The organism is Rhizobacter sp. P3_C12, from assembly GCF_056402735.1.
Window position 1 is genome coordinate 1 of the sequence record NZ_JBFUGW010000064.1, and the last position, 26429, is coordinate 26429.

The 26429-nt window shown below is 66.6% G+C and carries 20 protein-coding genes and 1 pseudogene; 13 read left to right on the forward strand and 8 right to left on the reverse strand.

What is annotated here, in order from left to right:
* From AC1DXV_RS12685 to AC1DXV_RS12695, 3 genes and pseudogenes are all read left to right on the forward strand, one after another.
* Window positions 1–187 (forward strand): annotated as a pseudogene (locus tag AC1DXV_RS12685) (IS256 family transposase); the annotation flags it as partial.
* A 109-nt stretch (window positions 188–296) separates the two neighbouring features.
* Complete coding sequence (locus tag AC1DXV_RS12690; protein WP_477933839.1) at window positions 297–623, forward strand: hypothetical protein; 327 nt, start codon at window positions 297–299, stop codon at window positions 621–623.
* Window positions 620–811 (forward strand): hypothetical protein, encoded by a 192-nt coding sequence (locus AC1DXV_RS12695; RefSeq protein ID WP_477872509.1) that lies wholly within the window; start codon window positions 620–622, stop codon window positions 809–811. The genes AC1DXV_RS12690 and AC1DXV_RS12695 overlap by 4 nt, the downstream gene beginning before the upstream one ends.
* A 2-nt stretch (window positions 812–813) precedes the next feature.
* Here AC1DXV_RS12695 and AC1DXV_RS12700 read toward each other — a convergent pair whose 3' ends face one another.
* Both AC1DXV_RS12700 and AC1DXV_RS12705 read right to left on the reverse strand, forming a co-directional pair.
* A complete protein-coding gene (locus AC1DXV_RS12700; RefSeq protein ID WP_477872507.1) occupies window positions 814–2163 on the reverse strand; it encodes a TolB family protein in 1350 nt (449 codons plus the stop codon).
* A 194-nt stretch (window positions 2164–2357) separates the two neighbouring features.
* Window positions 2358–3338, reverse strand: a complete 981-nt coding sequence (locus AC1DXV_RS12705; RefSeq protein ID WP_477933841.1) for an alpha/beta fold hydrolase — start codon at window positions 3336–3338, stop codon at window positions 2358–2360.
* A gap of 84 nt (window positions 3339–3422) precedes the next feature.
* On the opposite strand from AC1DXV_RS12705, the gene AC1DXV_RS12710 reads away from it, so the two are divergent.
* Window positions 3423–3788: a MerR family transcriptional regulator gene (locus tag AC1DXV_RS12710; protein WP_477874617.1), complete on the forward strand. Its 366-nt coding sequence runs from the start codon at window positions 3423–3425 to the stop codon at window positions 3786–3788.
* Between the two features lie 142 nt (window positions 3789–3930).
* On the opposite strand, the gene AC1DXV_RS12715 is transcribed toward AC1DXV_RS12710, so the two are convergent.
* Window positions 3931–6312: a hypothetical protein gene (locus tag AC1DXV_RS12715; RefSeq protein WP_477933843.1), complete on the reverse strand. Its 2382-nt coding sequence runs from the start codon at window positions 6310–6312 to the stop codon at window positions 3931–3933.
* On the opposite strand from AC1DXV_RS12715, the gene AC1DXV_RS12720 reads away from it, so the two are divergent.
* A complete protein-coding gene (locus AC1DXV_RS12720) occupies window positions 6311–6523 on the forward strand; it encodes a hypothetical protein (protein WP_477933845.1) in 213 nt (70 codons plus the stop codon). The genes AC1DXV_RS12715 and AC1DXV_RS12720 overlap by 2 nt on opposite strands.
* Window positions 6524–6651: 128 nt before the next feature.
* Here AC1DXV_RS12720 and AC1DXV_RS12725 read toward each other — a convergent pair whose 3' ends face one another.
* The 4 genes from AC1DXV_RS12725 to AC1DXV_RS12740 all read right to left on the reverse strand — a co-directional run bounded on the left by AC1DXV_RS12725 (window position 6652) and on the right by AC1DXV_RS12740 (window position 14347).
* Window positions 6652–7755 (reverse strand): HD-GYP domain-containing protein, encoded by a 1104-nt coding sequence (locus AC1DXV_RS12725; protein ID WP_477869006.1) that lies wholly within the window; start codon window positions 7753–7755, stop codon window positions 6652–6654.
* 78 nt (window positions 7756–7833) lie between these two features.
* Window positions 7834–11655: a response regulator gene (locus tag AC1DXV_RS12730; protein ID WP_477933847.1), complete on the reverse strand. Its 3822-nt coding sequence runs from the start codon at window positions 11653–11655 to the stop codon at window positions 7834–7836.
* A 178-nt stretch (window positions 11656–11833) separates the two neighbouring features.
* On the reverse strand, window positions 11834–12904 hold the full coding sequence (locus AC1DXV_RS12735; protein ID WP_477933849.1) for a LacI family DNA-binding transcriptional regulator: 1071 nt from the start codon (window positions 12902–12904) through the stop codon (window positions 11834–11836).
* Window positions 12905–12931: 27 nt separating this feature from the next.
* The gene (locus AC1DXV_RS12740; protein WP_477933851.1) at window positions 12932–14347 is read right to left on the reverse strand and encodes an alpha-glucosidase/alpha-galactosidase; all 1416 of its coding nucleotides are present in this window, start codon (window positions 14345–14347) and stop codon (window positions 12932–12934) included.
* 239 nt (window positions 14348–14586) lie between these two features.
* Here AC1DXV_RS12740 and AC1DXV_RS12745 point away from each other — a divergent pair, with 239 nt between their 5' ends.
* From AC1DXV_RS12745 to AC1DXV_RS12780, 8 genes are all read left to right on the forward strand, one after another.
* Window positions 14587–15456 carry a carbohydrate ABC transporter permease gene (locus tag AC1DXV_RS12745; RefSeq protein ID WP_477933853.1) on the forward strand — a complete coding sequence of 290 codons (870 nt, stop codon included), beginning with the start codon at window positions 14587–14589 and terminating at the stop codon, window positions 15454–15456.
* A gap of 10 nt (window positions 15457–15466) precedes the next feature.
* On the forward strand, window positions 15467–16375 hold the full coding sequence (locus tag AC1DXV_RS12750; protein WP_477933855.1) for a carbohydrate ABC transporter permease: 909 nt from the start codon (window positions 15467–15469) through the stop codon (window positions 16373–16375).
* A 56-nt stretch (window positions 16376–16431) separates the two neighbouring features.
* On the forward strand, window positions 16432–17739 hold the full coding sequence (locus AC1DXV_RS12755) for an ABC transporter substrate-binding protein (protein ID WP_477933857.1): 1308 nt from the start codon (window positions 16432–16434) through the stop codon (window positions 17737–17739).
* A 13-nt stretch (window positions 17740–17752) separates the two neighbouring features.
* Entirely contained in the window at window positions 17753–18904 is a 1152-nt protein-coding gene (locus AC1DXV_RS12760; RefSeq protein ID WP_477871390.1) for an ABC transporter ATP-binding protein, read from the forward strand.
* Window positions 18905–19509: 605 nt separating this feature from the next.
* On the forward strand, window positions 19510–21741 hold the full coding sequence (locus tag AC1DXV_RS12765) for a hypothetical protein (RefSeq protein ID WP_477933859.1): 2232 nt from the start codon (window positions 19510–19512) through the stop codon (window positions 21739–21741).
* Between the two features lie 341 nt (window positions 21742–22082).
* The gene (locus AC1DXV_RS12770) at window positions 22083–23309 is read left to right on the forward strand and encodes a hypothetical protein (RefSeq protein WP_477933861.1); all 1227 of its coding nucleotides are present in this window, start codon (window positions 22083–22085) and stop codon (window positions 23307–23309) included.
* Window positions 23310–23353: 44 nt separating this feature from the next.
* Window positions 23354–24478, forward strand: a complete 1125-nt coding sequence (locus tag AC1DXV_RS12775) for a WD40/YVTN/BNR-like repeat-containing protein (protein WP_477933863.1) — start codon at window positions 23354–23356, stop codon at window positions 24476–24478.
* Between the two features lie 431 nt (window positions 24479–24909).
* Window positions 24910–26121: a hypothetical protein gene (locus tag AC1DXV_RS12780; protein WP_477864963.1), complete on the forward strand. Its 1212-nt coding sequence runs from the start codon at window positions 24910–24912 to the stop codon at window positions 26119–26121.
* A 93-nt stretch (window positions 26122–26214) separates the two neighbouring features.
* On the opposite strand, the gene AC1DXV_RS12785 is transcribed toward AC1DXV_RS12780, so the two are convergent.
* On the reverse strand, window positions 26215–26429 hold a 215-nt coding region (locus tag AC1DXV_RS12785; protein WP_477933865.1), incomplete at its 5' end, for a hypothetical protein.

Consider the following 26429-nt stretch of genomic DNA (forward strand, 5'->3'; position numbering starts at 1 on the left):
GCGCAAGATCATCAAGACGCGCGGGCACTTCCCCAGCGACGACGCGGCCACCAAGCTGATCTGGCTGGCACTGCGCAACATCACGGCTGACTGGGGACGCGCAGCCAAGGAGTGGCGCCCCGCGATGAACCAATTCGCTGTGGTCTACGAAGAGCGATTCACACTGCCGGCGCACGGCAGTCGATAAGCGAGTCGGCCAATAGCCAATTCATCTCAACCGCCTCGCACACAGAAATCCTGACAGCCCCTCCTGAGTTGCTATCTGGGTCGAGCCTGAGACAAGCCAAGGTCATTCAATGCTCAAGTTCCCGGAAGATTGCGCAGCCACGGCGCTTCTTGCCGTCCTCTTTTGCCCCGCTCTTATCGGAGTCGCCATCGCCTTTGCCAAGGCAAAGCGAGGCATCGTCGATTCGACGCATGACAGCTTCAAGTCGGGAGTGACGATCCACATCTTGAATGCGCTTCTTTCGCCATGCGTTCCGGGGTATTTGCTCTACGTCGACAGCCGGACAGGTGGAGGCAGCATGGCCAGCATCCTCTCGCTTCCGATAGTTCCCGTAACGTGGGTTCTGTTTTTCGTAGGCAATTGGTACGTCGGCAAAGCGGCAGAAGCAGAGCTGTGAGTCAGCCCACTCGGTTCGTCTCGGCTCAGACGTTTGAGCGCTCGCTTTACGACTCAGTAGGCGCTGTGGCGGACTTCTGCTTCGGGTCTGCCTTGCAGGACCCGGACGAGAAGGAGTTTGCCTTCGATTCCCTGGTTGCCAATACGATCACCTTCAACGCCGCCACGGCCCCGCTGGCGCAGCGCTGAGCTCAGCCCAGGCAGTCGCCGCTGCGCCGCGTGCGCGGTGCGGGCGCCTGCCCCGGCAGCTCCAGCGCGTAGTGCAGGGACAGCAGCTGCCAGCCCTGCGAGCCCAGCTGCCACTGGCTGCTGTTGACGCCGGTGAAAGCGGCGGGCGCTTCGGCGCTGTCGTAACGGGTCTCGACCACGCTATAGACCTGAGCGTGGGCGCCATGGCGACGCAGCTCGCGATGGACCTCGCATTCGAACATCGCCTTCGGCGTCGGCTCTTTCAGCGTGGCCAGGAACTCGGTGCCTGACCAGCTGCCCACGTCGAGGCTGGCATCGCGCAGGCGCTGGCCCCAGATCCGCGCTTGCGGATGCAGCAGCGGGCGCAGCAGCTCGGCGTCGGGCGCGCCACCGGCCTTGCTGTTGAAGGTGCGCCACAGATCGCCGAGACGCTGCTCCAGCTGGGCCTGGCTTTGGGCCTCGGCCCGCGAGCCCAGCTCGGCCAGCAGCGCCGGCCAGCTGACGCGGTAGAGCTGAGACAGACCCGCGGCATGCTGGCCCGGGCGGGTGGAGGCGAATATCAGCCACTGACCATCGCTGCTGACCGACGGCGTGAACTCGAAGCTCGGGCTGTTGACCGGTGCTGGCAGGCGTATCGCCGGGCCGAACCCGGCGCCGATCCGCTCCGCCAGGAACAGGTCGCCGTCCTGCTTGGCCTTGGTCTCGCTGCGGTCGCTCCACCACACCGCGTAGCGGCCATCCGGCGACAGCGTGAAGTCGCTGTTGGAAAGTCCCACATTGATCGGTGCCTGAAGCGCGACCGGCACGCTGTACGTGCCATCGGCCAGACGCTCGCTCTGGTAGACCGCCAGCTGGCCCGGCCCGCCGGGACGGTCGGAGCCGAAGTAGAGGCGCTCGCCATAGCGCTCCGGCCCGAGCTCGTAGCCGGGGCTCTGCACGGCCTCGGCCAGGCGCCGCGGCGCATTCCATTGGCCGTCCGTCCAGCGCGACTCAAAGATGTCCAGCTGCCCCAGCGCCTTCTCGCCCTCGAGGGGGCGGTCGGAGACGAAGGTCAGCGTCTTGCCATCGCCGCTCAGGTGCGGGTCGGAGTCTCGCCAGCGCGGGTCGCTGAAAGGCATCACCTGCGGGGCCAACCACTCGCCGTTGACGCGGCGCTGCCAGACGATCTGCGAACGCTTGAACCCAGCGGCTGAGCGTGCGAACACGCGCAGCTCGCGCTGCTCCTGCAGGTTGTAGCTTTGCAGGCTCGGGTCGGCGAGGCCTGCCTGGACAGGCTCGACGAGGAGTTCAGCGGCGTGGGCCGATGCGCTCAGCGCGAGCAGCAGGCTGGTCGTCAGGAGACGGTTTTGCATGAAGAGTGGGCGTGCTGGAATGGGCCGTATGCTAGGGCAGAGTACGGGCCCTGCGACGGCAGCTGACTTTCGCACGCCATGGTCGAGTGCCTGCAGTCGGCCGAGGCTGCGTGAGAACTCAAGACGCGAAGCATTTCGGGAAAGTCGATCGTCGAATACACGTCGATCGGAGAGGTCGATTTCGATGTCGACTTTCAACGCGGGCCCGCCGCAGTTCGACGGGGTTGCGTCTGCATCGCTGCGCCGCCGGCCAAGGATGCGGGATGAGCCTTCGCGATGAACCCTGCCAGGTCATCGTTGAACCGCTGGGGCGATTCAAGAAATGGCGCGTGTCCCGTGTCGGGATAGAAGAGCGTCCGGATCGATGGATTGAGTTGCCGAGCACGCCCGGCGCTGGCGTCGGCCCGCACCAGGGCGTCCAACTCGCCATAGATCTGAAGCATGGGCCTGCGAACGCCCTGGAGCCCCTTCACAGCATCGACCGTCATGCGATGTACGACACGCTGCATGTCGAACGATGCCAGCGCAGCATTGGCCAGCAGCCTTTGGACGATTTCATCCACGGGCGGGCGATGGAAACACAGCGTGAGAAAGGCGCGCTCTGCATCGAGCCGAGTGCGCAGGTCCAAGGAACTCATGTCTCGATAAACCTCGGGATGCGGCTGGATCTGCGCCGCGTCCAGCTCGATGACGCCGCCCACGTAGACCACGCCAGCGATGTCCGCATCGCCGTACTTCGCCAGGTAGTTGGAGATGACGGCAGCACCCAGCGACCATCCAACCAGCATGGGCCGACCGGACTTCGACTTGCGGATGACCGCATCCAGGTCGTCCGCCCACCGCAGCCCATCGGTGTACATCTGCGGCGCCGAGGGGTGGCCGGACTGCCCATGGCCCCGCAGGTCATAGGTGATCAGGCGGTAGCGTTGCAGCGCCGGGCTGTCGAGCTGCGCCTGCCAGCTGAGGTGGCTGCCCAACAGGCCGTGCACGAAGATCACAGGCGTTCCGCTGGGGTCGCCCGCCTCCTGGATCGACAAGGTCACGCCATCCGCAGAGACGGCCGTGTAGTGCTTGGAGGTGGTCTCGGCCCACGCGAGGTTGATCGTGGCCGCTGCGAGGGCAAGCAGGCAGGCCACGAGCGCGCGAGATAGCATGCCGAACGGCAAGAAGGTCATGGAGTTGCTCCTGATGAGACAAAGGGGCGCTGACTGTCGAGCCTCACATCCGTGTCAGGGTCAAGCCGTCATTCTCAAATCCCCATGAAGCCTGTTGGATTACTCACCATCGGCGCACTGTCCCGCCTCACCGGCATCAGCGCGCGTGCGATTCGGCATTACGACACCCTGAAGCTGTTGAATTCTTCGCGCGCAGAAAACGGCTACCGGAAGTTCGAGTCCGGCGCAGCCGCGCAGGTGCGCCAGATCCAACGTCTCCTGGCCACCGGTCTGAGTCTTGACGAGATCCGGACCTTCCCCGGCTGCATGTTGCTGATCGAAGGCGCCACGCCCTGCAAGCAGACCTTGTCGGCGCAACGCGAGCGGCTGGCCCTCATCGAGGCGCAGATCGACGACCTGGAACGCCGACGCGCGCTATTGCGCGAGATGCTGGGCGACCACAGCGCCTGACTCTGGCTCGACTCCTTCGCGCGGGAGCTTCATGACACGCTGCTGCAAAGCACGCAGGGGCTGATTCTGCAGTTCCAGGCCGCGGCCGATCGAATGGCTGTAGACGATGTGACGCGAGCGGCACTGGACGAGGCTAGCGCCATCACGTCGCACCAGCACGATCCATCGGCACAGCACCCTGCACGTCCACACCATGGCCCACAGCCGCCGCAGCGCCAGGCGCAGCCCCGGCAACCAGGTGATGCGCGAGCGCCGCCACCAGGCGCTCCCCCGCATCGAAGTAATGCGTGTGCGCACCCAGGCCCAGGCAGGCTTCCACGTGCGTCAGGTCCGCCAGGCTCGCAAAATCCGGCGGCAGCGGGTCGAAGTTGCCGTAGGTCGAGCACCTGCCCAGCCGCGGTTCCGCCACGGTGCCGTCCATCGGTTCACCCACCTCGCCCGTCGCGTCCTGCAGGTGATCGGCCCACAGCCAGCGGCCGACGTAGTCACCGCTGCAGAAGGCGTTCAGCCATCGCCTCACACCGATGTCGGCCGGCGTGGGGCCGCTGGTGCGCCCGGTTCTCGCGATGCTCCAGCGATAGAGGAAGGGAAAGCGCGCGGCGTACAGCTGGCGCAGCGGCGATCCGACCGTCAGCAGCTGGATGTCGGGCAGTGGGCTCTCGGCCGCCGCGACCCAGGGCGTTGATGGGCCGTCGGGCAGGTTCCCACCCGCGTCCGTGCGCAAGAAGCGCAGCAGGTCGGCAGTGATGACGGTCCCCTGGCTGTGCGCCACGATGACGATGCGCTGGTATCCCTCGCCCTGCAGGTGCCGCAGCAGCGCCGCGTAGCGCGAGAAGATGCGTGCCCGCGGAATCGCCGTTCGGGGAAACTCGCGGAAGTGGTTGTCAACGTCCAGCGCCACGTCCAAGGGCGCCCGCAGCGCCGGCAGCACGCGTGACAGCAGGTTGCCCAGCAGCACCATCGAGGCCACGATGCCGGTGGCTCCAAACGCCAGGGGCCGCAGCCAGTCCTGCGAGAACGCGCGTGCGGCATCCTCGATGTCGAGCTGCACGCCCTGCAGCGGGCCCGGCCAGGTCCCGAGGAGGTACGTCAGTGCGACAGCGACGCCGGCCACCACGCCGACCGTCACCACCACGGACATCCAGCGATCCAGATGCCGGTACCACCACGTGAGCCAGCTGCCCAGCTCCACGGCGCGGTCCTGCGCGGCCCGGGCCGCCTTGTCCCGAGCCGCCGGAACGTTGCGGCGGAAGCGGTCGAGCCGGCGGTTCACCAGCAGCTTCAGCTCGGCGAGCACGCTCGGCACCACGGCCAGCACCATATACACGGCAAAGGCCACCAGCACCACGACGACGGCAGAGAAGGCTTCGGTGCTGGCCTCGTAGCGGCGCTCCAGCAGCTCGCTGGCGCGCGAGACGAATCCGATGTCGAACAGCCACGGGTCGTAGCGCATATCACCGCCCGCCGCGGCCAGCGGCACATGGAAGAAGGCCCAGAGCGACATCATCAGCGCGAAGAAGCCGCCCGCCGAGACGGCGAAGCCGAGGCGCCCGGTGCCGACGCTGCCGCGTGACAGGTACCCGCACTCACGAGCCGCGACGAAGCCGGCCAGCAGCCACGGGACCAGCATGAAGCCCATCGCGACCCAGGTGTACTTCACCATCGCCAGCACCAGCTCGCTGCTGGCCAGCACACCGCGCAACAGCAGATGCCATTCGGGCTCGATCCACTCGCGCGGGGCCAGCACGCAGGTCCACACGGCAATGCTCACGAGCAGCGTGCCCCACATCAGCCGCCCCACTGCCTGAACCAGCGGGAAGCGATCGTCGGCCACCGCCAGGCCGCGGTCGTACGCGATCGTCAGCAGCGCCCCGAAGAGGCACATCGCGAGCCACGCGGTTGCCGACCATGAGAACAGGGCCAGGGCCACCAGGGCACCGACCGCGATGAGCACGAAGGCCCGTCGCCGCCGTGTGGCCAGGAGGTAAAGGCCGTACAGACCCAGCCCGGCCGCCGTCAACCCGACCAGGCCCTTTTCGGCGACCAGGGCCTCGCCAGGGTAGGCCCGCATCAGCCCCAGCAGCAGCATCGCGATGCCCAGCATGGCCAGTTGCGCCATCAGCAGCACCATCACGTGGACGAACACCCAGTCGAGCAGCCGTTGGAACGTGGCCGTGATCCACCATGCGATCACATGGCGCCTTGCGCGACCGTCCTGCCCGGCCAGCTGTGCCGCGGCCAGGTCGACGGTGTCGCGGCCGAGCCTGCACAGCCGGAACATCAGCGTCGCGGCCTCGGTCAGGATGCGCGGCAGCTGCCCCGAGAGCCGCGACAGGTCGGCCCAGTACAGCTCGAACACGTCGACCCGGCCGGTGCTCCCCGAGCTCTCGTCCTTCCACTCCAGCGTCGCCTGCTCGGTCTCGCAGGCCTCGGGCTCGGCGCCGTTGTCGATGTGTTTTCTCAGCAGGTAGTCGCTGACGGCAACCCCGACGTCGCGGTTCTTCGCCAGCGGCTGGACATTCATGGCGCCCTTCGCCATGGAACGCAACGTCACCGCCTCGGTGTCACACGCCTGCCTGGGGCGGTGGATGTCCGACAGCAGCGACTGGCGCAGGGATTTCCAGAGCCCACGGTCGCTCGACGATGGTGATGCCGATGCCCGGCCGGTGGCGGCCGGCCGCGGCTCCAACGGCGCCACGGGCAGCGTCAGCCTGGTGGAGGCGGTCGCCTGGTAGTGAACGCCTTCCGGCGCGGACGACACCAGCAGATCGACGATCGCCCTGGCCGTTTCTCCCGGGCCCTGGTCGGCGACCCCGTGGACCGCCACCAGCGCGACCTCGTTGCCGGGCTTCGCCATGGCGACTCAGACCACGGTGCCGTCGGCGTAACGCTCGGCGATCGCCCGGATGTCGTCCTGGCGCTGCTCGAATGCCGCGACGACATCGGGATCGAACTGCGTTCCGCTCGCTGCAAAGACCGAAGCGACCGCCTCGTCGTGCCCCAGGCTGGCCTTGTAGACCCGCGGCGTCACCATCGCGTCATAGGCATCGGCCACCGCCATCAGCCGGGCCGCCAGCGGGATCTCGGCGCCGCGCAGGCCCTGCGGGTAGCCGCCGCCATCCCAACGCTCATGGTGCGACAGCACGATCTCCTTCGCGCAGCTCAGGAACTTCGCATCCACGCCCAGCCGCTGCTGCGAACGCACGATGGCCTCGCATCCCAACGTGGTGTGTTGCTTGACCTGCTCGTACTCGTCGGCGCTCAGCGGGCCCGGCCTCAGCCGCAGCGCCTCGGGCACCGTGGTCATCCCGATGTCGTGCAGGGGCGTGGAGCGGACGATGAGGTTGACGCTCGCCTCATCCAGGGTTGCCGCCAACCGCGGGTTGGCTCGCAGGGCGACGCACAGCGAGCGCACGTAGTGCTGCGTGCGCAGGATGTGCCCGCTGGTCTCGCCGTCGCGCGACTCGGCGAGCGAGGCCAATGCCACCACCGTCACGTCCTGGATCGCGCGCAGGTCGCCCGTGCGGCGGACGATCTCCGCCTCGAGGAAGGCGGCCTTGTCGCGCAGCACGTCCGACACCACCTTCAGGTGCAGGTGGGTCGCAACGCGCGCCAGCGCAATCGCCGGGCTGATGGGCTTGGTGATGTAGTCGACGGCGCCGAGCAGCAACCCGCGCTCTTCGTCTTCAGGCGCCGACAGCGCCGTCAGGAAGATCACCGGGATGGTCTGCGTGCGCGGGTCGGATTTCAGGCGCTCCAGCACCTCGTAGCCGTCCATGGCCGGCATCATGATGTCGAGCAGCACCAGGTCGGGCGGCGAATCGAGTGCCAGTTGCAGCGCCTTGGCGCCGCCGTTGGCCAGGCGCACGCGGTAGCTTTCGCGCAGCAGGTTGGCCAGCAGGTCGAGGTTCTCGGGCGTGTCGTCGACCACCAGCACGGTGGGCTTGGCATTGGCGGATTCCTGCATGGTGAGCTCCCTTTGTCGGCTGTGTCGGCTGTCCTGGTATTGCCCCGCGATGGCGCGGAACTGTCGTTCGGATCCAGCTCAGTTCAACTGCACAGAGCGGCCGTCGGCAGCCGCGCGCAAGGCCTGCAGCGCGAGATCGAAGTCGTAGTCGTTCAGTGCCCGCTGCACCGCAGTGGCCGCGCCGGCTCCGAACTCGCCTTCGAAATCGTACGCGAGTCCTTCGAACCTGGGGGCGGCATCGGCGCTGCAATCTTCCATCAGGCTGGCCAGCTGGCGCAGCTCGTCGAGCCAGGCCTCGAGCGGGCGCAGCGGCCGGTGCGCTGCCGTGCCTTCCGGGGCAGGCAGGCCGGCATCGAGCACCTTGGCCGCCGCGTCGAGCGCCAGCTGCAGGCTTTGCAGCGCAGGCTCCAGATCGGCCGCTGCAGCGCCTTGCCGGACGGCCGCTTCGAGCTCTGCCGCCGATTGCTGCACGCCCCGCAGCCCGAGATTCCCCGCGACGCTCTTCAGCGTATGGGCCTGTCGCTCGGTGGTCGCTCGGTCGGCGGCCTGCAACGCCAGGCGGATCCTTTGCGGCACCCGTGGCTGCTCGTCCCGAAAACGCCGCAGCAACTTCAGCAGCAGCGTCTCGTTGCCGTTGACGCGGCGCCTGGCGGCGTCGAGGTCGAAGCCCGGCAGCGGGGGCAGGGTGATCGACGAAGAGGCCCTTGCCGGCCATGGCTCCTCCGTCGCGAGCTTCTGGTGCAGCCAACGGCGAAGCACGCCATACAGGGCCGGCGGCTCGATCGGCTTGGACACGTGATCGTTCATGCCCACATCCAGGCAGCGTTGCCGTTCTTCCTTCATCGCGTGCGCCGTCATCGCGATGATCGTCAGCCCGCGGAAGCGTTCGTCGCTGCGCAGTTGCCGGGTGGCTTCGTAGCCGTCCATCACCGGCATCTGCAGGTCCATGAACACCAGGTCGTAGCGGCCCGGCCCGGCGGCCTGGATGCGCTCGATCGCCTGCTGCCCGTTGGAGGCGATGTCGGCCGACACGCCCGTTGCTTCCAGCAATTCGGTCGCGATCTGCTGGTTCGTGTCGTTGTCTTCGACCAGCAGCACGTGCGCGCCCTCGAAGCGGGGAACGCTGCCACGCGCCGGCGCCTGGGCCACCATGTGCTCGGGCGCGAACACCTCGACCAGGGCGTCGATCAAGGCCGACCGGTCGAGCGGCTTCAGCAGGAAGGCGTCGACACCGGCCGCCTCGGCCGCGGCGCGCACCTCTTCGCGCCCGAACGCGGTGGCCAGGATGACGCGTGGCGGTTCCGGCAGCGCCGCACGCGCGCGCTGAGCGAGTTCGATGCCGTTCAGCCCGGGCATCTGCCAGTCGGTGAGCAGCAGCTGGAAAGGCTGCGTGGCCGCCGCGAGCATCTCCAGCGCTTCCTTGCCACTGGCTGCCGCCGTCACGTGCACCGGCAGCCCCTTGAATGCGTCGACGAGGATGTAGCGGGCGACCGGGTTGTCGTCGACCACCAGCACCCGCAGGTCGTTCAGCGCTTCGGGCACCACGCGGGGTGCGCGCGTGGGCGCATCGCTCATGGCCAGCCAGCAGGTGAAGCTGAAGCGGCTTCCTTCGCCGACCGTGCTCTCGACCCAGATGCGCCCGTCCATCATCTCCACCAGGCGCTTGCAGATGCTCAGGCCCAGGCCGGTGCCACCGAAGCGGCGTGTCGTGGAGCCATCGGCCTGCGTGAAGGGCTGGAACAGGCGGACGGCCTGCTCGGGCGTCATCCCGATGCCGGTGTCTCGCACGCAGAATTGCAATTGCACGCGCCCTGGCGACTCGGCGAGGGTGCGGGCCGACAGGTGGATCTCGCCGCGTTCGGTGAACTTGATGGCGTTGTTCACCAGGTTGATCAGGATCTGGCCGAGCCGCAGCGGATCGCCCCGCAGGCCGCGCGGCACCTCGGCCGGCACATCGAAGAGGTACTCGAGGTCCTGCTCCTGGGCCTTGGCCACCGTGACCGTCGCGAGGTTGGACAGCACGTCGTCGAGGTTGAAGTCGACCGTCTCGACATCCAGCTTGCCGGCCTCGATCTTCGAGAAATCGAGGATGTCGTTGATGATGCCGAGCAGCGCCGTGCCCGCGTTGTAGATCTTCTGCACGTAGTCGCGCTGCTTGGGCGCGAGCTCGGTGCGCAGCGCCAGGTGCGACATGCCGATGATGGCGTTCATCGGCGTGCGGATCTCGTGGCTCATGTTGGCCAGGAACATCGACTTGGCCTGCGTCGCGTCTTCGGCGGCGGCCTTGGCCTGCTCGAGCGCGCGCTCGTCTTCCTTCTGCGCGGTGATGTCGACCAGCCAGCCCAGGATGCCGGCCTTGCCCTCGTACTCGGTGGGCAGGTAGGTGGCCAGGATGTCGCGCGCCAGGCCGTCGGGGCCGTTCATCCGCAGCTCGTAGTTCCGGACGATGCCGTCTTTCTGAAGCATCGCCATCATGCGGTCGCGGTCGGCCGGGTCGGCGTAGGTGTCCGGCTGGTTCGTTCCCGTCAGCCGGATGAGCTCATGGGTGCGCGGGTTGGCGAACCGCACCGTTCCCTCCACGGAAATGGCCACGCCCACCGGGGCGGTTTCCAGGATGCGGCGCAGGCGCTCGCGCTCGTGGTGGAGCTCGGCGAGCTTGGCCTCGAGCGCTTCGGTGCGATGCGCGACTTCGCCTTCCAGCGTGGCGTTCGCCTGCGCGAGATCGTGCGTTGCCGACAGCAGCCGCTGCCGCATCGACTCCTGTGCCTGGGCCAGCTGGGCCACCTCGCGCCACGGCGTGGCCACCTGAACCGGCTGTGCCAGTTGCAGCTGGCCGATGCGGCTGCTTTCTTCCGACAGTTGCTCCAGCGGCCGTGCGAACTGGCGTGCGATGCGCGTGGCGAGTGCCGTGCCGCTGGCCACGGCCAGCGCGCCGAGCAGCAGCAGCATGGCGGCGCTGGCCCCTTTGTCGGGGACGAAATCGGCCTCCGGCGCCGCGACGGCCAGCAGCACCTGGTTCTGGCCGATGACGCTGCGCCGCACGAGCGCGTACCAGTGCTCGCCCTGGCTTGGGTAGCGCAGGTCTTGCCGCTCATCGGCAGCCCGCCACGCCTGGAGTGCATCGGCGAGCGGGGCCACGCCGAGCTGCGCCACGTCTTGCAGCACGCTGGAGCGGATGCCCTCGTCGGAGGCGAACCGGTCGCCGCGCGGCAGCCCCATCACGCGGCCATCCGGATGAAGGATGGCGGCCATGCCGTTGCGGCCCGCGACCACGCGGGTGGTGAAGCGCGAGAGGTCGAGCAGGCGCACGTCGTGGCTGATGACGAAGCGGTGGCCATCGGCAGCCGTCCAGCGGGCAGCGGCCGTGATGCCGGGCTCGCGGGTGGTGAAGAAGATGTACGGCGCCGTCCACGCCACCTTGTCGCCATCGGGGAGCGCCATCGCGGCCGTGAACCAGGGGCGTTGGCGGGCGTCGTAGTCGAGCTCGCGCGCTTCGATCCTGGTCAAGCGCTGTTGCTGGTCCCAATGCAGCCAGTAGGCGGTCTTGCCCCACTGGTCGGGGTTGGTCAGGCGGTTGACCCAGGTGCCGTCGGCATTGCGCAGCAGCAGGATCTCGCGGCCGGTCTCGCTGGCGAGCAGCACCGAGCTGATCTCGCCGTGGTTGGCGATCACCGAGAAGAAGAACTCGTTGAAGCGGGACAGGTCGTCCAGGCTCGCGCTGCCATGGCGCCCCCAATCCCTGGAGGTGCGCAAGGTCGTCTCTACGGTACCCAGGAGCTGCTGGGCGCGGCCATCGAGTTCGGCTGCGGCCTGCTGCAGCTGTGAATGGGCCAGCTGGCCCACGGCAGGCCTGACGATGACGTAGAAAGCGCTGAGCGCAAAGACGAGCAGGACGGCCACGGCCAATGCCGAAATGCGGAAGACCAACGCACTTCGGATGGACCTTCTGTCGCGATTGACGGTCGCAGCGGCCACGCTCTCTCCCTGCTTTTGCGGCGGAGTATGCGGCAGCGGGGTGAACTGCGCCAGGCGCCCGTCGGCGTGGACGCCGAGGCGGGAGGGTGGATGCTGACGAACTTCAGGCCTGGTTCCTGCCCGGCAGCTGTGCGCCACACGACACACGGATCACGAGTTCGGATTCGCGCTCGGCGTGTGATGGAACAGCCCCTGCCTGATGGTGCAGCTGCGCGAGCAGCAACTGCATGGCATCCTGGCCGTGCCCGATGGGATCTGCGCGCATGGTGGTCAGTGCAGGCACGGCGAACGCGGCCAGCGGAATGTCGTCGTAGCCGACCAGCGCGATGTCCTCGGGAATGCGGAATCCGGCTTCGTTCAAGGCCTTGATGGCACCGAATGCAATCATGTCGTTGCCAGCGAACAGGGCAGTGAACTCGTGGCCTCGCGCAATCAGGCGCTGCGTGGCGAGGTAGCCGCTGTGTGCGGTGATGTCACCGTATTCCACCCACTCGGGATCGGCGTCGACACCCTGCGCGCTGAGTGCGTCGCGCCAGCCCTGTTCGCGCTGGTGGACCGTGTGGTACTCGGGCTGCGCAAAGCTGACGTAGGCGATGCGTCGATGTCCCAGGCCGAGCAGGTGCTTGACCGCGGTTTGCGCCGACTTGCCGGTGTCGTGGCCGGTCGTGCAGAACCCCTGGAAATCAGGCACCCCGCTTCCCAGCACGACCAGGGGAACGCGCGCATCGCGCAATCGCAGCAGGTGCTCCTGGTCGGCCGTGCGCAGATTGACGACGATGAGCCCGTCGATGCGCCGGCTGCTCACCAGGTTGACGAAAGCCCCGGGCTCGCGGCCCTCGTCTTCCGTCGATTCGATCAGCAGCTTCAATCCGTGTCGATGGCATTCCTCGTTGATGGTCGCGATCAACTGGCCCAGAAACGAGTCGACATACAGATGCGAAGCCTTGGGAATCACGAGCCCGACCGTTCCCGCCGTGCCCCGCGCGAGCGTGCGGGCCGCCGCGTTGGGCTCGTAGCCCATCTCGCGTGCGGCTGCGAGCACGCGTTTCCGGGTGGCGTCGCTGATGCCCTGATCCAGCACGTTGTTCAGCACGAACGAAACGGTCGTGCGCGACACCCCTGCACGGCGAGCTACCTCGCTGCTCGTGGGAGGGTTCTTGGCGACGTGGGGCATGGGCAGGGTCCGGGGAGCGACAAAGGTTCAGGTGCGCAGGTAGTCGGGCATCAACGCGCCGTGCGCTGCCAGCAGCTCGTCGACCATCGCTCGAATCTGCGCCAGATCGAGCACTGCGGCCGTATGGGGGTCGAGCATCGCAGCATGGTACACATGCTCGCGGTCCTGCTTCAAGACCGACTCGACGACCAGCTCCTGCAYGTTCACGTTGGTCCGCATCAAGGCGCCCAGCTGCACCGGCAGCGCCCCGATGCGGGTCGGGCGCACGCCGTTGGCGTCGACCACGCACGGCACTTCGACCGCGCAACCATCGGGCAGGTTGTCGATGAGGTGGTGATTCGGCACGTTGCCATACACCACCCGCGGCTCACCGCTGACCATCGCGTGAATGATCGTGCCGCCGTATTCGACCGACCTCTCGACCGTGTTCAGGCCTTCGAGCAGACGCTCCGCATGGTTCAGCTCGCGCGGCATCACGTGGATCCTGGCCGCGCCCAACTCCTCGCGCAGTTCGCGCACATCCTGCGAGCCGGGGGCCTCGAGTTCGCGTTCGATGTAGGGCCAGGCATGCTCGAAGACCTGGCAGCGACCGGGGTACTCATCGAGCGGAATGTTGTAGTGGGCCAGCAGTTCTTCGCGGCCCTCCTTGATGAACCAGGGCACGTACTCGCTGAAGTGCTCGCTGGACTCCGTCGGGAAGTAGCCGAGCTGGCGCAGCATCTCGTAGCGGACGCGATTCCATTCCGGCATGCGGCCCTCGGCTCCGATCTGTCGCAGCCTGGGCATCAGGTCTTCACCGTTGCGCTCGAAGCGCAGGTAGAACGCCATGTGGTTGATGCCGGCGCAGGTGTAGTTGATCTCATCCAGGGGCAGGCCGAGGTCGGCAGCCAGTTCCTGCGCCGTGTGTTGCACGCTGTGGCACAGCCCGACGGTCGGGATGCGGGTCGACACCCGGTTCAGGGCCCAGGTGATCATCGCCATCGGGTTGACGTAGTTCAGGTGGATCGCACCGTCGGCGCACACGTCTTCCATGTCACGCAGCATGTCGAGCTGGACAGGGATCGTGCGCAAGCCGCGCATGATGCCGCCGATGCCCAGCGTGTCGCCGATGGTCTGGCGCAATCCGTACTTCTTCGGGATCTCGAAATCGGTCACCGTGGCCGGGCGATAGCCGCCGACCTGGATCGTGCTGATGACGAAGCGCGCGCCTTCGAGCGCCCGGCGGCGGTCGGTGGTCGCGCTGATCTGCGGTGTCGCGCCGAGCGCCTCCGCCATGCGACGCGCCACCTGCGTGGCCAGGGCCAGGCGATGCTCGTCGATGTCGTGCAACGCGAACTCGCAGCTCGCAAGTTCGGGATAGGAAAGGATGTCACCCAGCAGGTTTCGGGTGAAGACGATGCTGCCTGCGCCAATCAGCACGATTTTCAGACGGCGTTGGGTCATGAGAGGAATCCCCTTGGTTGTCGCATAGCGTATTCGCATGCAGTCTGACACGAGTTAGTTTTACTCTAACTCGCGTTAGTTAGGTGTATTCACCAGATCGGAGTTGCCGTCGAACCAACTACGATGCGCCCACCCCATCCGCGTCAGCCGTTGAAGGCCTGATGAACACCACAGCGTCATCCCTCGCATCCCGGCGGCCGGCCATCCTCCAGCGCGGTAGACCGCATGGGCTCGGTGCCATGCGCCGCGCCGAAACGCTGACCGCGTGGGGGCTCGTGCTGCCGGCCCTGATTGGTTTCCTGGTGTTCTACGCGTGGCCGACGCTGCGTGCGATCGAAATCAGTTTCACGGACTGGAACCTGCTGCGCGAGCCGAAGTTCATCGGCTGGGGCAACTACGCCCGCATGCTCGAAGACGGCAGGTTCTGGCAGGGCATGAAGGTCTCCGCCTGCTACGTGCTGCTGAACATCCCCCTGCAGACGGTGTTGGGCCTGTTCCTCGCGGTAGCGATGGAGCGCTTGTCACGCTCGTTGTTCGTCAAGTCGGTGGTGCTCTTGCCGTACCTCCTGTCGAACGTGTTGGTGGCCATGATGTGGCTGTGGATGCTCGACCCGATCCTGGGGTGGGTGAACTCGGTGATCACCGGCCTGGGCTTCGAGCGCCAACCCTTCTTCGGTGGCGTGGACCAGGCCCTGCTGACCGTGGCGGCGGTCAACATCTGGCGCCACATGGGCCTGGTGGCGATGCTCTTTCTCGCCGGCATGCAGAACATCCCCCGCTACCTGTACGAAGCTGCCGCCCTGGAAGGCGCGTCCGAATGGCAGATGTTCTGGCGCGTCACGCTGCCGCTGCTGCGCCCCGTCATGGTGTTCGTGCTGGTCACGAGCGTCACCGGCTCGTTCCAGATCTTCGACACGATCGCCGTCACGACCAACGGAGGGCCGCTCGATTCGACCCGCGTGATCGTGCACTACATCGTGCAGAACGCCTTCAGCTTCTACAAGATGGGCTATGCGTCGGCCATGTCGATGACGCTGTGCCTGGTGATGCTGGCCTACACGGTGGTTCAGATGCGTGTCTTGCGCGCCTCCGAACACGACCTGGCGTGAGCCGCACACCATGAGCGCGTTCGTCATCCCGGGCCTGCCCCGCAGGCTCGTGTCCCCCGGCCGCCTGCTGGCCTGGGGCCTGCTTCTCGTGATGCTCGGCGTCACGCTGATGCCGCTGTGGATGATGCTGAAGACCGCGTTGATGCATCCGGGCGAGGTGTTCACGCAGTCGACGCAATTGCTGCCCAGCGACCCGACGCTGCTCAACTTCAAGCGCGTGCTGAGCCTGCTCAGCACCGAGGAGAGCCTGGCCGTCGGCGGTTCGGGCGCTGACATCAACTTCGCGCGCGCACTCGCCAACTCGGCGCTCTTCACCGCGATCATCGTCGTGCTGCAGACCACCTCCGGGGCCATGGCGGCCTACGCCTTCGCTCGCCTGCGCTTCCCGGGCAGCAGGCTGCTGTTCGCGCTCTTCATCGGTTCGATGATGGTGCCGGGCGTCGTGACCTTCATCCCGAACTTCATCCTGATCAAGGACCTGGGCTGGCTGAACACGATGGCCGGCATGGTGGCCCCGTTCTGCCTGATGCAGGGCTTCTCCGTGTTCTTCCTCAGGCAGTCCTTCCTTTCGATTCCGCGCGATCTGGAAGAGGCTGCGCTCCTGGACGGTGCTTCGTACCTCTACATCTTCACGCGCGTCGTGCTGCCGCTGTCGATCACGCCGCTCGCGACGATCGCGATGCTCACCGGCATCAACATGTGGAACGAGTTCTTCTGGCCGTACCTCGTGGCGAAGGACGGAACGCAGCAGGTGCTGCCGGTGGCGCTGCAGACCTTCAAATCCCAGACCCCGCAAGGCCAGCCCGACTGGACCGGCCTGATGGCCGCCACCGCCATCAGCGTGTTGCCCAGTCTCGTGCTGCTGGTCGTCTTCGGGCGCCGCGTCGTCGAGTCGGTTCAGTTCAGCGGCGGCAAATGAAGCGCCCCGTGCATCCCGTTCCCCCGCCACTTCACAAAATGCATCGGAGACAACCCATGTCGATCAAGGCCATTCCCCTGTTCGTCGCAGTCAGCGCACTGGCAGCCGGCGCGGCTCAAGCCGCCGAAGTCAGGTACATGCTGTGGGATTCCAACCAGCTGCCGGCCTACCAGCAATGCGCCGCAGACTTCCAGAAGAAGAACGCTGGTACCACGATCAGGATCACGCAGTCGGGCTGGGGCGAGTACTGGACTGCGATCTCCACCGGTTTTGTGTCCGGTACAGCGCCCGACGTGTTCACCGACCACCTGGCCAAGTATCCCGAGTTCGTCATCAACAAGCAGCTTGTCGACCTCACGCCCTTCATCAAGCGCGACAAGCTCGACACCGGCATCTACGCCGGCGGGCTGTATGAGATCTGGGGCCGCGACGGCAAGCAATATGGCCTGCCCAAGGACTGGGACACGATCGGCTTCATCGTCAACATGGAGCAGGCGAAGAAGGCCGGCGTGACGCTGGCCGAACTGCAGTCCATGGCGTGGAACCCCAAGGACGGCGGCAGCTTCGAGCAGGTCGTGCGCCGGCTGACGGTGGACGCCGCCGGCAACAACGCGACCAGCCCGAAGTTCGACAAGAAGAACGTCAGCGTCTACGGCYATCAGACCTCCGAAAGCGGCGGCATGATGGGGCAGATCCAGTGGAGCCACTTCGCGGTGTCGAACGGCTTCAAGTTCCAGGACAAGCCCTGGGATGCGAAGTTCTACTACGACGACCCCAAGCTTGCAGAAACGATGACCTATCTCGCCGGGTTGCCGGGCAAGGGTCTCTCGGCCAGCTTCGAGAACGCCAAATCGCTCGGTGCGGACGCGATGTTCGTCGGCAAGAAGGCGGCGATCGTGCCGCAGGGCTCGTGGATGATCACGTACTTCCGGGACAACGCGAAGTTCGAGCATGCGTGGGTGCCGCTGCCCCCGGGACCGACGGGCACGCGCGCCACGATGTTCAACGGCCTGGCAGATTCGATCTGGGCCGGCTCCAAGGTCAAGGAAGAAGCCTGGAAGTGGGTCAAGTACCTCGGCTCGGCCGACTGCCAGGGGGTGGTCGCGAACTACGGCGTGGTCTTTCCGGCCATCAAGGGCATGGCCGAAAAGGCGATCGAAGCACAGCAGAAGAAGGGCGTCGACTCATCGGCCTTTCTGACGATGGCGCAGTCCAGGACCTTCCTCACCCCGATCGCCGACCGCGGTTCGGAGATCAACGACGTGATGACCGGGGCCATCGAATCGGTGCTCATCGGCAAGGCAGATGCGGCTTCAGCGCTGAAGGCAGCCAACGCGCAGGCCAACCAGCTCGTGAAGAACTGACAGGAGCGCCTGCATGGCCGGCATCGAGCTTCAATCGGTCTCCAAGACCTACGGCGCTGGCGCGGACGTGCTCCGCGACGTGAGCCTGCACGTCGCGCAGGGCGAATTCTGCGTCTTCGTCGGACCGTCGGGTTGCGGCAAGTCGACGCTGCTGCGGATGATCGCGGGGCTGGAGGAGATCAGTGCCGGCGACTTGCTGATCGGTGGGCATCGCATGAACGACGTGCCGCCGGCGGGCCGGGGTGTGGCGATGGTGTTCCAGAGCTACGCGCTGTTTCCCCACCTGACCGTCTACGACAACGTGGCTTTCGGCATGCGCCTGGCCAGGCTCGACAAGGCGACGATCCACGCCAAGGTGCTGCAGGCCGCCCGCGTGCTGCAGCTCGAACACCTGCTCGACCGCAAACCCAAGGCGCTTTCCGGCGGGCAGCGCCAGCGCGTCGCGATCGGCCGCGCCATCGTGCGCGAACCAGGCGTGTTCCTGTTCGATGAACCCTTGTCGAACCTCGACGCTGCGCTGCGCGTGCAGACGCGATTCGAGATCGCGAAGATCCATCGCGATTTCGGCCGCGCGAGCACGGTCTACGTCACGCACGACCAGGTCGAGGCCATGACGCTGGCAGACCGCATCCTGCTGCTCAATACCGGCGACGCGGTGGCACGCGAAGGCAGCGTGGCGCAATGCGGCACGCCGCTCGAGCTGTATCACAGCCCGCGCAACACCTTCGTCGCCGGCTTCATGGGTTCGCCGAAGATGAACTTCCTGCCCGGCGTGCTGGTGGAGGGCCGCGCCGACCGCGCGCGCGTGCGCCTGAACAGCAGCGAAGAAATCGATGTGCTGGTCGATGCCAGCGCGTTGCAGCCCGGGCAGGCCGTCACGGTCGGCCTGCGCCCCGAGCATGCCGAGCTCGGCACCGCCACACAGCACGTCGTGCGCCAGGTGCAGTGGCAGGAGCGGCTCGGCGAGTCGACCTACCTCTACCTCCACACCAGCGTCGCCAACGAGCCGCTGGTTGTCAAGGCTCCCGGCCATGCCCATGCCGAGGCGGGCCAGCTGCTGGCGATTGCGTTGCCCGCCGCTGCACTGCATCTGTTCGACAGCCAAGGTAACGCATTGCAACGCCGCGTCCCGGCCCTCGACCTGCAGCTTCCGCATGCGGCTTGATCCGATTCCGGCTCAGCGCGCAACCCTGCGCGCTTGCGTGCCACGCCCGGCCCTGTCCCAAGCGCTCCCCTGATCGCCAAGAGCCCATCAAGGGCAGCAGCGCCAGTGCACGGTGTGCTCCTCGGCACTCGCTGGACGGTGACAGACGTACACATCTGACACGAGTTAGTTATTTCCTAACGCGTGTTAGTCAATATATTGGAATCAATTGGAATCGCCGCTGCGCAGACTCCCAGAGCCCTTCAAGGGCCCGAGCGCTCAGTCACAGAACACCCGGAGGAGAACCATCCATGAAGTCGCTGACAGCCACCAGACAGAACCAACTTCTTTGTCTCTTGACCGCAGTGGCACTGGCAGCCTGTGGTGGGGGAGGGGCCGAAGGCAACGGGCCCGTCGGTGGTGCGCCTGCACCGGGTCCGGTCCCTGCGCCGGCACCGGCACCTGCACCTGCACCGGGCCCTTCTCCTTCACCCGCACCGGCCCCCAGTCCGGCGCCCGCGCCTGCACCGGGCCCGGCCCCAGCGCCAGCTCCACCGGTCCCCGCCCCATCGCCGASCCCCGCGCCGGCGCCTTCTGGCCCGCTGGCCGTCGCACCGGTCGTTCGCGTGTACCGCGACGACCGGGTCGCGACGGTCGAGATGGACTACCAGGCCAATGACCTGGTGGGCCAGTTCTGGACCATGTCCGGATCGTCCGACGACGACGCGGGCTTCCTGGTGGTGTGGTGGCCGCAAACGGCGAGCGCAGCCTCGGCGAAGGCGCAGATCCTGTCCGACGTGGATTCCGAAGGGCTGTGCCTGAGTCCGGACAGCCCGCTCGCGCGCGCGCTGAACGAAAAGAAGCGTGCGGCATCTGCATCAACCTCGGCAACGAGCCGGCTCTCTTCACTGGCATCGACGGCGTGGGCCACGGTCACCGGCTCACCCAGTGCCGCCGCTGCGCCGGTGAGCAAGCTGGAACTGCCGGCGGGTGCCAAGTGGCTCGTCACCGCCAATCGCCGCGTGCAGATCCAGCCGCTGGACAACGACCGCGCCTACCAGGTGCGTGTGCAGCGCCTGAGCGCACGAGGCAAGATCACCAGCAATGCCACGGAGATCGCGTTCAACGGCGGTGACGCCACGCGAGTCAATGCGCTGCGCGCGAGCCTGACCCATTTCGACGACTTCAATCTTCCGCTGGGCGCCGCCGACGAGAAGAACTGGAACAACGCGCAGATGGTGTCCACCGACCCGCGCTTCAATCTGTTCTTCGTCAACGATCAATTCCATGCGCACACCGTGCAGGGCACCTTGCCCGACTGGGTCAGCGCCGGAGACCGCTCACAGACCGCGCAGAGGTTCCGCAAGAAGATCCGCATCGAGCAGGGTGCCCATCGCCGCATCGTCTTCGACATGGACTCGCCGCTGAGCAATCGCTCGGTGTGGTACCTCGATCTCAACCCCGTGCCCACCGAACTGACGGGCCACGCGAGCTTCTTCGACCAGGAGGGCGACCTGGGGCTGCCGGCGGGCATCCTGCGCCTGCGAGCCGCCGGTGAGGAGTTCAGCGTCAGCATGATGGACATGCAGGGCGTCTTGCACAACATCGCCAAGGTCGCCATGGACCAGGTCGGGCGCCAGGCGTTCACGAACGTGCGTCGCAGTTTCGACGTGCGCGTGGGCACCGGCGACATCCAGGTCTACATCGACGGCCTCAGCGTCATCAATGCGAGCTATGCGCCCTACAGCCTGCCGCCGGCCGACTATGAATTGCTGTGGGTGGACTTTGGCTACAACACGCCGAAGGACAACGTCTATTACTACCTGCACCACTGGGACAACTTCGGCTTCGACGGGCCGGTGGTCGACTCGCGCGAGGTGCACAACTACGTGACCCGCATCCAGGGCACGGACTATCAAAAGGCCACGCGCGAAGCACCGCGCACCTTCACCGTCAAGATCCCCGACGACCTGCGCCCGACCGCAGCGGGCACGGCCGAGGCCTGGTTGGTCTACACGCAGCAATCGGGTGATTACTCGCCGGTGACCGTCGCTGCCGGCGACTTCGTCAAGGTCAACGGCGGGGCCAGCTTCCCGATGCCGCCGAAGCCCAACAATTCGCGCAATCCGGCGCTCTCGGACGACTTTCACCAGCCCTTCACGCAAAGGATCAAGCTGGGCGATCTGGTCCGGGGCGGCGCATCGCCGCTGGTGGTGGGCGACAACACATTCCAGTTCAATGTGCAGATCTCCGGCCTGCTGAACGTGCACGTCGAGGTGTTGTATCCCCAAGGCACCGCACCGGCCTATACACCGCCTTCGGCGATCCACCGTTTCCCGCTGCATTCGGAGCTGCCGCGCATGGGGCCGCCCGTGCGGTTCCAGAGCATCGCCGGCACCGAGGTCGGCCCGGGCCAGGCCCTGGGTGCCACCGACGTCACGCGCATTGCGGTCAACGGCGTGGCGCCGCTCAACATCGAGGTTGGCAACGCCAGCTGGGCCGGGTGGGCGCCGCAGTGGATGAAGGTTCCCGTGATCAGCGACGAGTTGTTCACCACCGGTGGCGTGGCCGGCATTGCGAAGCTCGAGGTGTTCTTGCGCAAGGTCGGCACCGGGACCGGGCCCGGCGAGCTGGTGTTGTCGCTCGACACGGCCGTCGATGCCCCGGCGCCCCAGGGCCGGTACCTGCTGAATCTTGATTCGCGCAAATTCGCCAACGGCGACTACGAGCTGTTCGTCCAGGCCACCACGCCGTCGGGCCTGAAGAGCCACCCCAACTACGGCGACGAAACGCATCACTTCGACCTGAGCGTTCTCTCGGGTGCCTATTACCCGATGCCGATACGGATTCAGAACTGAGCCGTGATCGGGCATGAAACACACCTCGACCACCCTGGGCACGCCCTTTTTTTTGTCACGTCTGCAATCGATTCCACGACACGATGAAACCTCGAGCCACTCACCAGCTGCCCAGTGCGTCCGTCTGCCTGCTGTTGATGGCAAGCGTCGCGGCATGCGGTGGCAGTGAAGGTCCCGCACCAGCGCCTGCACCTGCGCCCGCTCCCGCTCCCGCTCCCGCTCCCACCGGCTCCGCAGGATGCGGCTTGCCCTCTGCTGCGTTCTGCGACACCTTCGATGCGCCATCCGTGAATCGTGGCCGTGCGGGAGAGCTCGATTCGACACGCTGGAGTGGAAGCCGGTTGGCTCCCTCGCTGAACAGCGGCGCCGGCGAAGCCACGCCCATCGGCCTCGCCACCCTCAGGCCCTGCCGGGCCGGGCTGCCCAACCAGGTTTTCCCTCCCTCGGACACCTTGGTCTGCGATGCCAACGGCGCTGTTGGCAGCCCTCACCTGATGGTGGCGGTGGGTGCGCAGAACTACGGGCAGAACTCCTACCGCATTCGCCAGCCCTTCGACTTCTCGCAGCGCACCGGAAAGATCGTGTTCGATGCCGATGCCACCGTTGAAAGCGGCTTGATCGGCTGGGTATCGCTCGAGGTGACTGAGGACCCGACCAATGCGCCGACCTTCATGCTCGCAAGCGGCAACGACGAAAGTGGTGCCGTCCCCAGAAACGCCGTCGAATTGCAGTTCCAGAACAACTGCACCACCAGCACGGCCGCGCCAGGTGTTTCCCTGCGCGTGGTGCAGGTCTACACCGACTACAGGCCGACCTCGCATTGGCCACCCCCGTCAGCGCCTTGCGTTCCCACGCAGCGCGACCATCTCAATCACTTCGAAGTGCGCCTGTCGCAGCAAAGCGTCGAGGTCTGGGCCACGCCCGCTTCGGCAGATGGGCGAAGCTTTGAGAGCGCCGTGCTGATGCACAGCACGGCTGTGGGCCTTCCGTTCTCGCGCGGCTACGTGTCCATCACCACGCACAACCATGCCAGCCTGAAATACAGCACCAACCACGCGATGGACGCCTGGGTCACGCGGTGGGACAACGTGGGATTTGACGGCCCCGTGGTCGCCAACTGGCGCGAGCACGAAGTGGCCGATTCGCTCACGCCCGGCAACTACGCGGCAGACCGCCCCGGCCCGGCGGTCAGCGTGGGCTACCTGGTGAGCGACGCGGCCCATGGCCCGGCGCAGACCCTGCGCCTGCACGACGTGGACACGACCACCGCGGTATCGGCACGCCTGGCGGTGTCGGCCTGGTACTTGACCAGCGTGGCGTTCGGCGCCGACCCGCCGAAGTTCGTGCTGCGCTACCGATTCAACGGAAAAGAGTGGCGCGACCGCCTGCTCACCGCAGGAGAGCTTGGCGTGCTCGCCGAGGGCAACGGGCAGATCGGGCAGATGCTGGACGTTCCGTTGGCCGACCTCGTGCAAGGCGAGAACACGCTCGAGTTCGTGACCTCGAACGTGCCCCAAGGCTACCCACCCTTCGTGCAGAACATCGATCTGGTCATACAGACAAGATGAACAATTCAAATCAGCCACACGTGGCGCGCCATCGACTTCTCCCGTTGAACTTGCTGGTGACCGCGGTTCTGGCCGGCTGTGGCGGCGGGAACGACGGGGTCAACTCCGCGCCCGCGCCCGCGCCCGCACCTGCGCCTGCGCCTGCACCAGCACCAGCACCAGCACCAGCACCAGCGCCAGCGCCAGCGCCAGCCCCGGGCGGAAGCTGGACCCATGCCACCGGCAACCTGGCGGGCACGCCTTCCGATTGCGGCACGATCCCCTACGTCACCACGAAGCCCGGCGAAAACCTGCTCATCGTCGGTGTCGTGAAACGCGGCGTGTTCACGAGCACTGATGGTGGGGCATCGTGGTCGAAGCTGGGCACGGGCGTGGGCTCTGCCGACTTCAGCTCCGGCCTGTCCGATGTGATGTTCGACCCCCAGGACGGCCACACCTGGTGGCTCTCCGGGGTGCGCTTCGGCACGCCGTTCAGAACGCGCAACGACGGCAACACCTTCGAGAAGCTCGCCGACTTCCCGCAGAACGACGGCATCGCCGTCGACTTTTCGGATCCCGACCGCAAGACCATCCTGGTGGGCGGCCATGAACAGGTCCAGGAGGTCCAGTACTCGGCCGACGGCGGCCTCCACTGGACCAACATCGGCGCGAACCTGCCGCCGAATTCCGGCCATTCCAGCTACCCGCACGTGGTCAACGCGAGCACCTTCCTCATAGGAACGGCCAACAACCAGATCTATCGCACGACCGACAAGGGTGCCCACTGGACCAAGGTGGCCGATGGCGGCGGCGGCGCCAAGCCGCTCAAGCACTCGGACGGCTCGCTCTACTGGGCCGCGCGCGACACGAGTGGCCTGGTGCGCAGCACCGACGACGGTGCCACGTGGCATGTCGTCACGCCGGGCGGCATCGTCTATGGCATGAAACCCATCGAGCTGCCCGACCGGCGCATCGCGATGCGCGGCCCGGCGGGCATGCTGGTCTCGAACAACCAGGGCGCGAGTTGGCGGCAGGTGACGCCGCCCGTGCCGAACGACTACTGGTGGTACGCGAGCACCTACAACCCACAGGACAAGGCCTTCTACACGACTCGCATGGTCTGCGACGGCAGCACCGTGGTGAACGCCGACGCTCTCAAGCGCTACGCCTGGGATTACCGCAACGATTGAGAGACCCACCGGCATCGACACGCGGCAGGCCCTGCCGGCGACCGCCGCACGAACCTTGACCCTTGACCAGGAGCGCGTACATGCACGGCCCCGACTTCGCCAGAACCAATTTGCTGTTCTCACTCGTTCTGACGACTGCCTTGGCAGCGTGCGGCGGAGACGATGACGCCCCTCCCGCACCTGCACCAACTCCGGCTCCAGCACCAGCACCAGCACCTTCTCCTGCACCTGCACCTGCTCCGGCACCTGCTCCGGCACCGGCACCGGCACCGGCACCGGCTCCGTCGGGCGGCCCGGGCTGCGGCCTGTCATCTGCCGCGTTCTGCGCGACCTTCGACGCGCCGTCCGACAACCAAGGCCGTGCCGGCGAGCTCGACGCGGGGCGGTGGAGTGCAGGGCGGGCGGCCCCGCAGCTTCCCAGCGGCAATGGCGTGGCCACCGGCATCGGGCCTGCCACGATCAGGCCATGCCGTGGCGGATTGCCGGCCCAGGTCTTGCCCCCCAACGACGCACTGGTGTGCGACGCAACCACTGCCATCGCCAGCCCCCATCTGATGGTGGCCGTTGGCGCGCAGAACTACGGTCAGAACTCCTACCGCATTCGCCAGCCTTTCGACTTTGCGGGGCGCACCGGCAAGATCGTGTTCGATGTCGATGCCACCGTCGAAAGCGGCTTGATCGGCTGGACGTCCGTCGAAGTGGTCGAAGACCCGACGAATGTGCCGACGTTCGCGCTCGACTTCGACAACGACGAGGATGCCGCCGTGCCGAGAAACGGCCTCGAGCTGCAGTTCCAGAACGGCTGCATCAATGCCGGGGCGCCCGGCGTCGGCCTGCGCATGCTGCTGGTCTACAGGAACTACCAGCCGACCGCGCTGGTGCCCTCGCAGTCGGCGCCCTGCATCCCCACGCAGCGCGACCATCTGAATCACTTCGAGCTGCGGGTCTCGCAGCAGAACGTCGAGGTCTGGGCCACGCCCGCCTCGGCGAACGGGGTCTCTTTCGGGAATGCCGTGCTGGTGTACGGCGCACCGGTGAGCCTGCCGTTCTCGCGCGGTTATGTGTCCATCAGCACGCACAACCATGCCAGCCTGAAGTACAGCCCGACCTACAGCGTGAGCCACGCCGACATGGACGCCTGGGTCACGCGCTGGGACAACGTGGGCTTCGACGGCCCCGTCATCACCAACTGGCGCGAGTACGAAGTGGCGGATTCGCTCACGCCGGGCACCAATGCGTGGAACCGCTCAGGCCCCGTGGTCAGCGTGGGGTACCGCGTGCCTGACGCGGCCACCGGACCGACGCAAACCTTGCACCTGCGCAACGTGGACACGACCAACGCAACATCGGCGCGCCTGTCGGTGTCGGCCTGGTACCTGACCAGTGCGGATTTCGGTGCCGACCCGACGAAGTTCGTGTTGCGCTATCGCTTCAACGGCAAGGCCTGGCATGACCGCAAGCTCACCACGGAGGAGCTTGGCGTGCTCGCGCGCATCAGCCACGGGCAACTCAGCCAGATGCTGGACGTTCCCTTGACCGACCTCGTTCAAGGCGACAACACGCTCGAGTTCGTGACCTTGAACGTGCCGCAGAGCTATCCCCCCCTCGTGCAGAACATCGATCTGGTTCTGCGAACGAATTGAAGGAACGGGTCAACACCATGCATCGAGTCACCCTCTTGAACATCGCCCAACTCAACGCAGCGCGGCGCCAGCGGCTCTTCGTGCTGACGCTGCTCATGACCGCCGCGGTGGCCGCCTGCGGTGGTGCGACCGACGAAGGAGGCGCAGCACCAGCACCAGCGCCCGCACCCGCACCCGCACCCGCACCCGCACCCGCACCCGCACCCGCACCCGCACCCGCACCCGCACCCGCACCCGCGCCCGCGCCAGCACCAGCACCAGCACCGGCTCCCGCGCCGGGCACCGCCGATGTCTGGGTGCAATTGCCG

Bases quoted from the DNA above. Each gene is read 5' to 3' on its own strand.
- AC1DXV_RS12690 (WP_477933839.1), top strand. From the start codon at position 297: ATGCTCAAGTTCCCGGAAGATTGCGCAGCCACGGCGCTTCTTGCCGTC.
- AC1DXV_RS12700 (WP_477872507.1), bottom strand. From the start codon at position 2,163: ATGCAAAACCGTCTCCTGACGACCAGCCTGCTGCTCGCGCTGAGCGCA.
- AC1DXV_RS12705 (WP_477933841.1), bottom strand. From the start codon at position 3,338: ATGACCTTCTTGCCGTTCGGCATGCTATCTCGCGCGCTCGTGGCCTGC.
- AC1DXV_RS12710 (WP_477874617.1), top strand. From the start codon at position 3,423: ATGAAGCCTGTTGGATTACTCACCATCGGCGCACTGTCCCGCCTCACC.
- AC1DXV_RS12720 (WP_477933845.1), top strand. From the start codon at position 6,311: ATGGCGCCCTTCGCCATGGAACGCAACGTCACCGCCTCGGTGTCACAC.
- AC1DXV_RS12715 (WP_477933843.1), bottom strand. From the start codon at position 6,312: ATGAATGTCCAGCCGCTGGCGAAGAACCGCGACGTCGGGGTTGCCGTC.
- AC1DXV_RS12725 (WP_477869006.1), bottom strand. From the start codon at position 7,755: ATGCAGGAATCCGCCAATGCCAAGCCCACCGTGCTGGTGGTCGACGAC.
- AC1DXV_RS12735 (WP_477933849.1), bottom strand. From the start codon at position 12,904: ATGCCCCACGTCGCCAAGAACCCTCCCACGAGCAGCGAGGTAGCTCGC.
- AC1DXV_RS12745 (WP_477933853.1), top strand. From the start codon at position 14,587: ATGCGCCGCGCCGAAACGCTGACCGCGTGGGGGCTCGTGCTGCCGGCC.
- AC1DXV_RS12750 (WP_477933855.1), top strand. From the start codon at position 15,467: ATGAGCGCGTTCGTCATCCCGGGCCTGCCCCGCAGGCTCGTGTCCCCC.
- AC1DXV_RS12760 (WP_477871390.1), top strand. From the start codon at position 17,753: ATGGCCGGCATCGAGCTTCAATCGGTCTCCAAGACCTACGGCGCTGGC.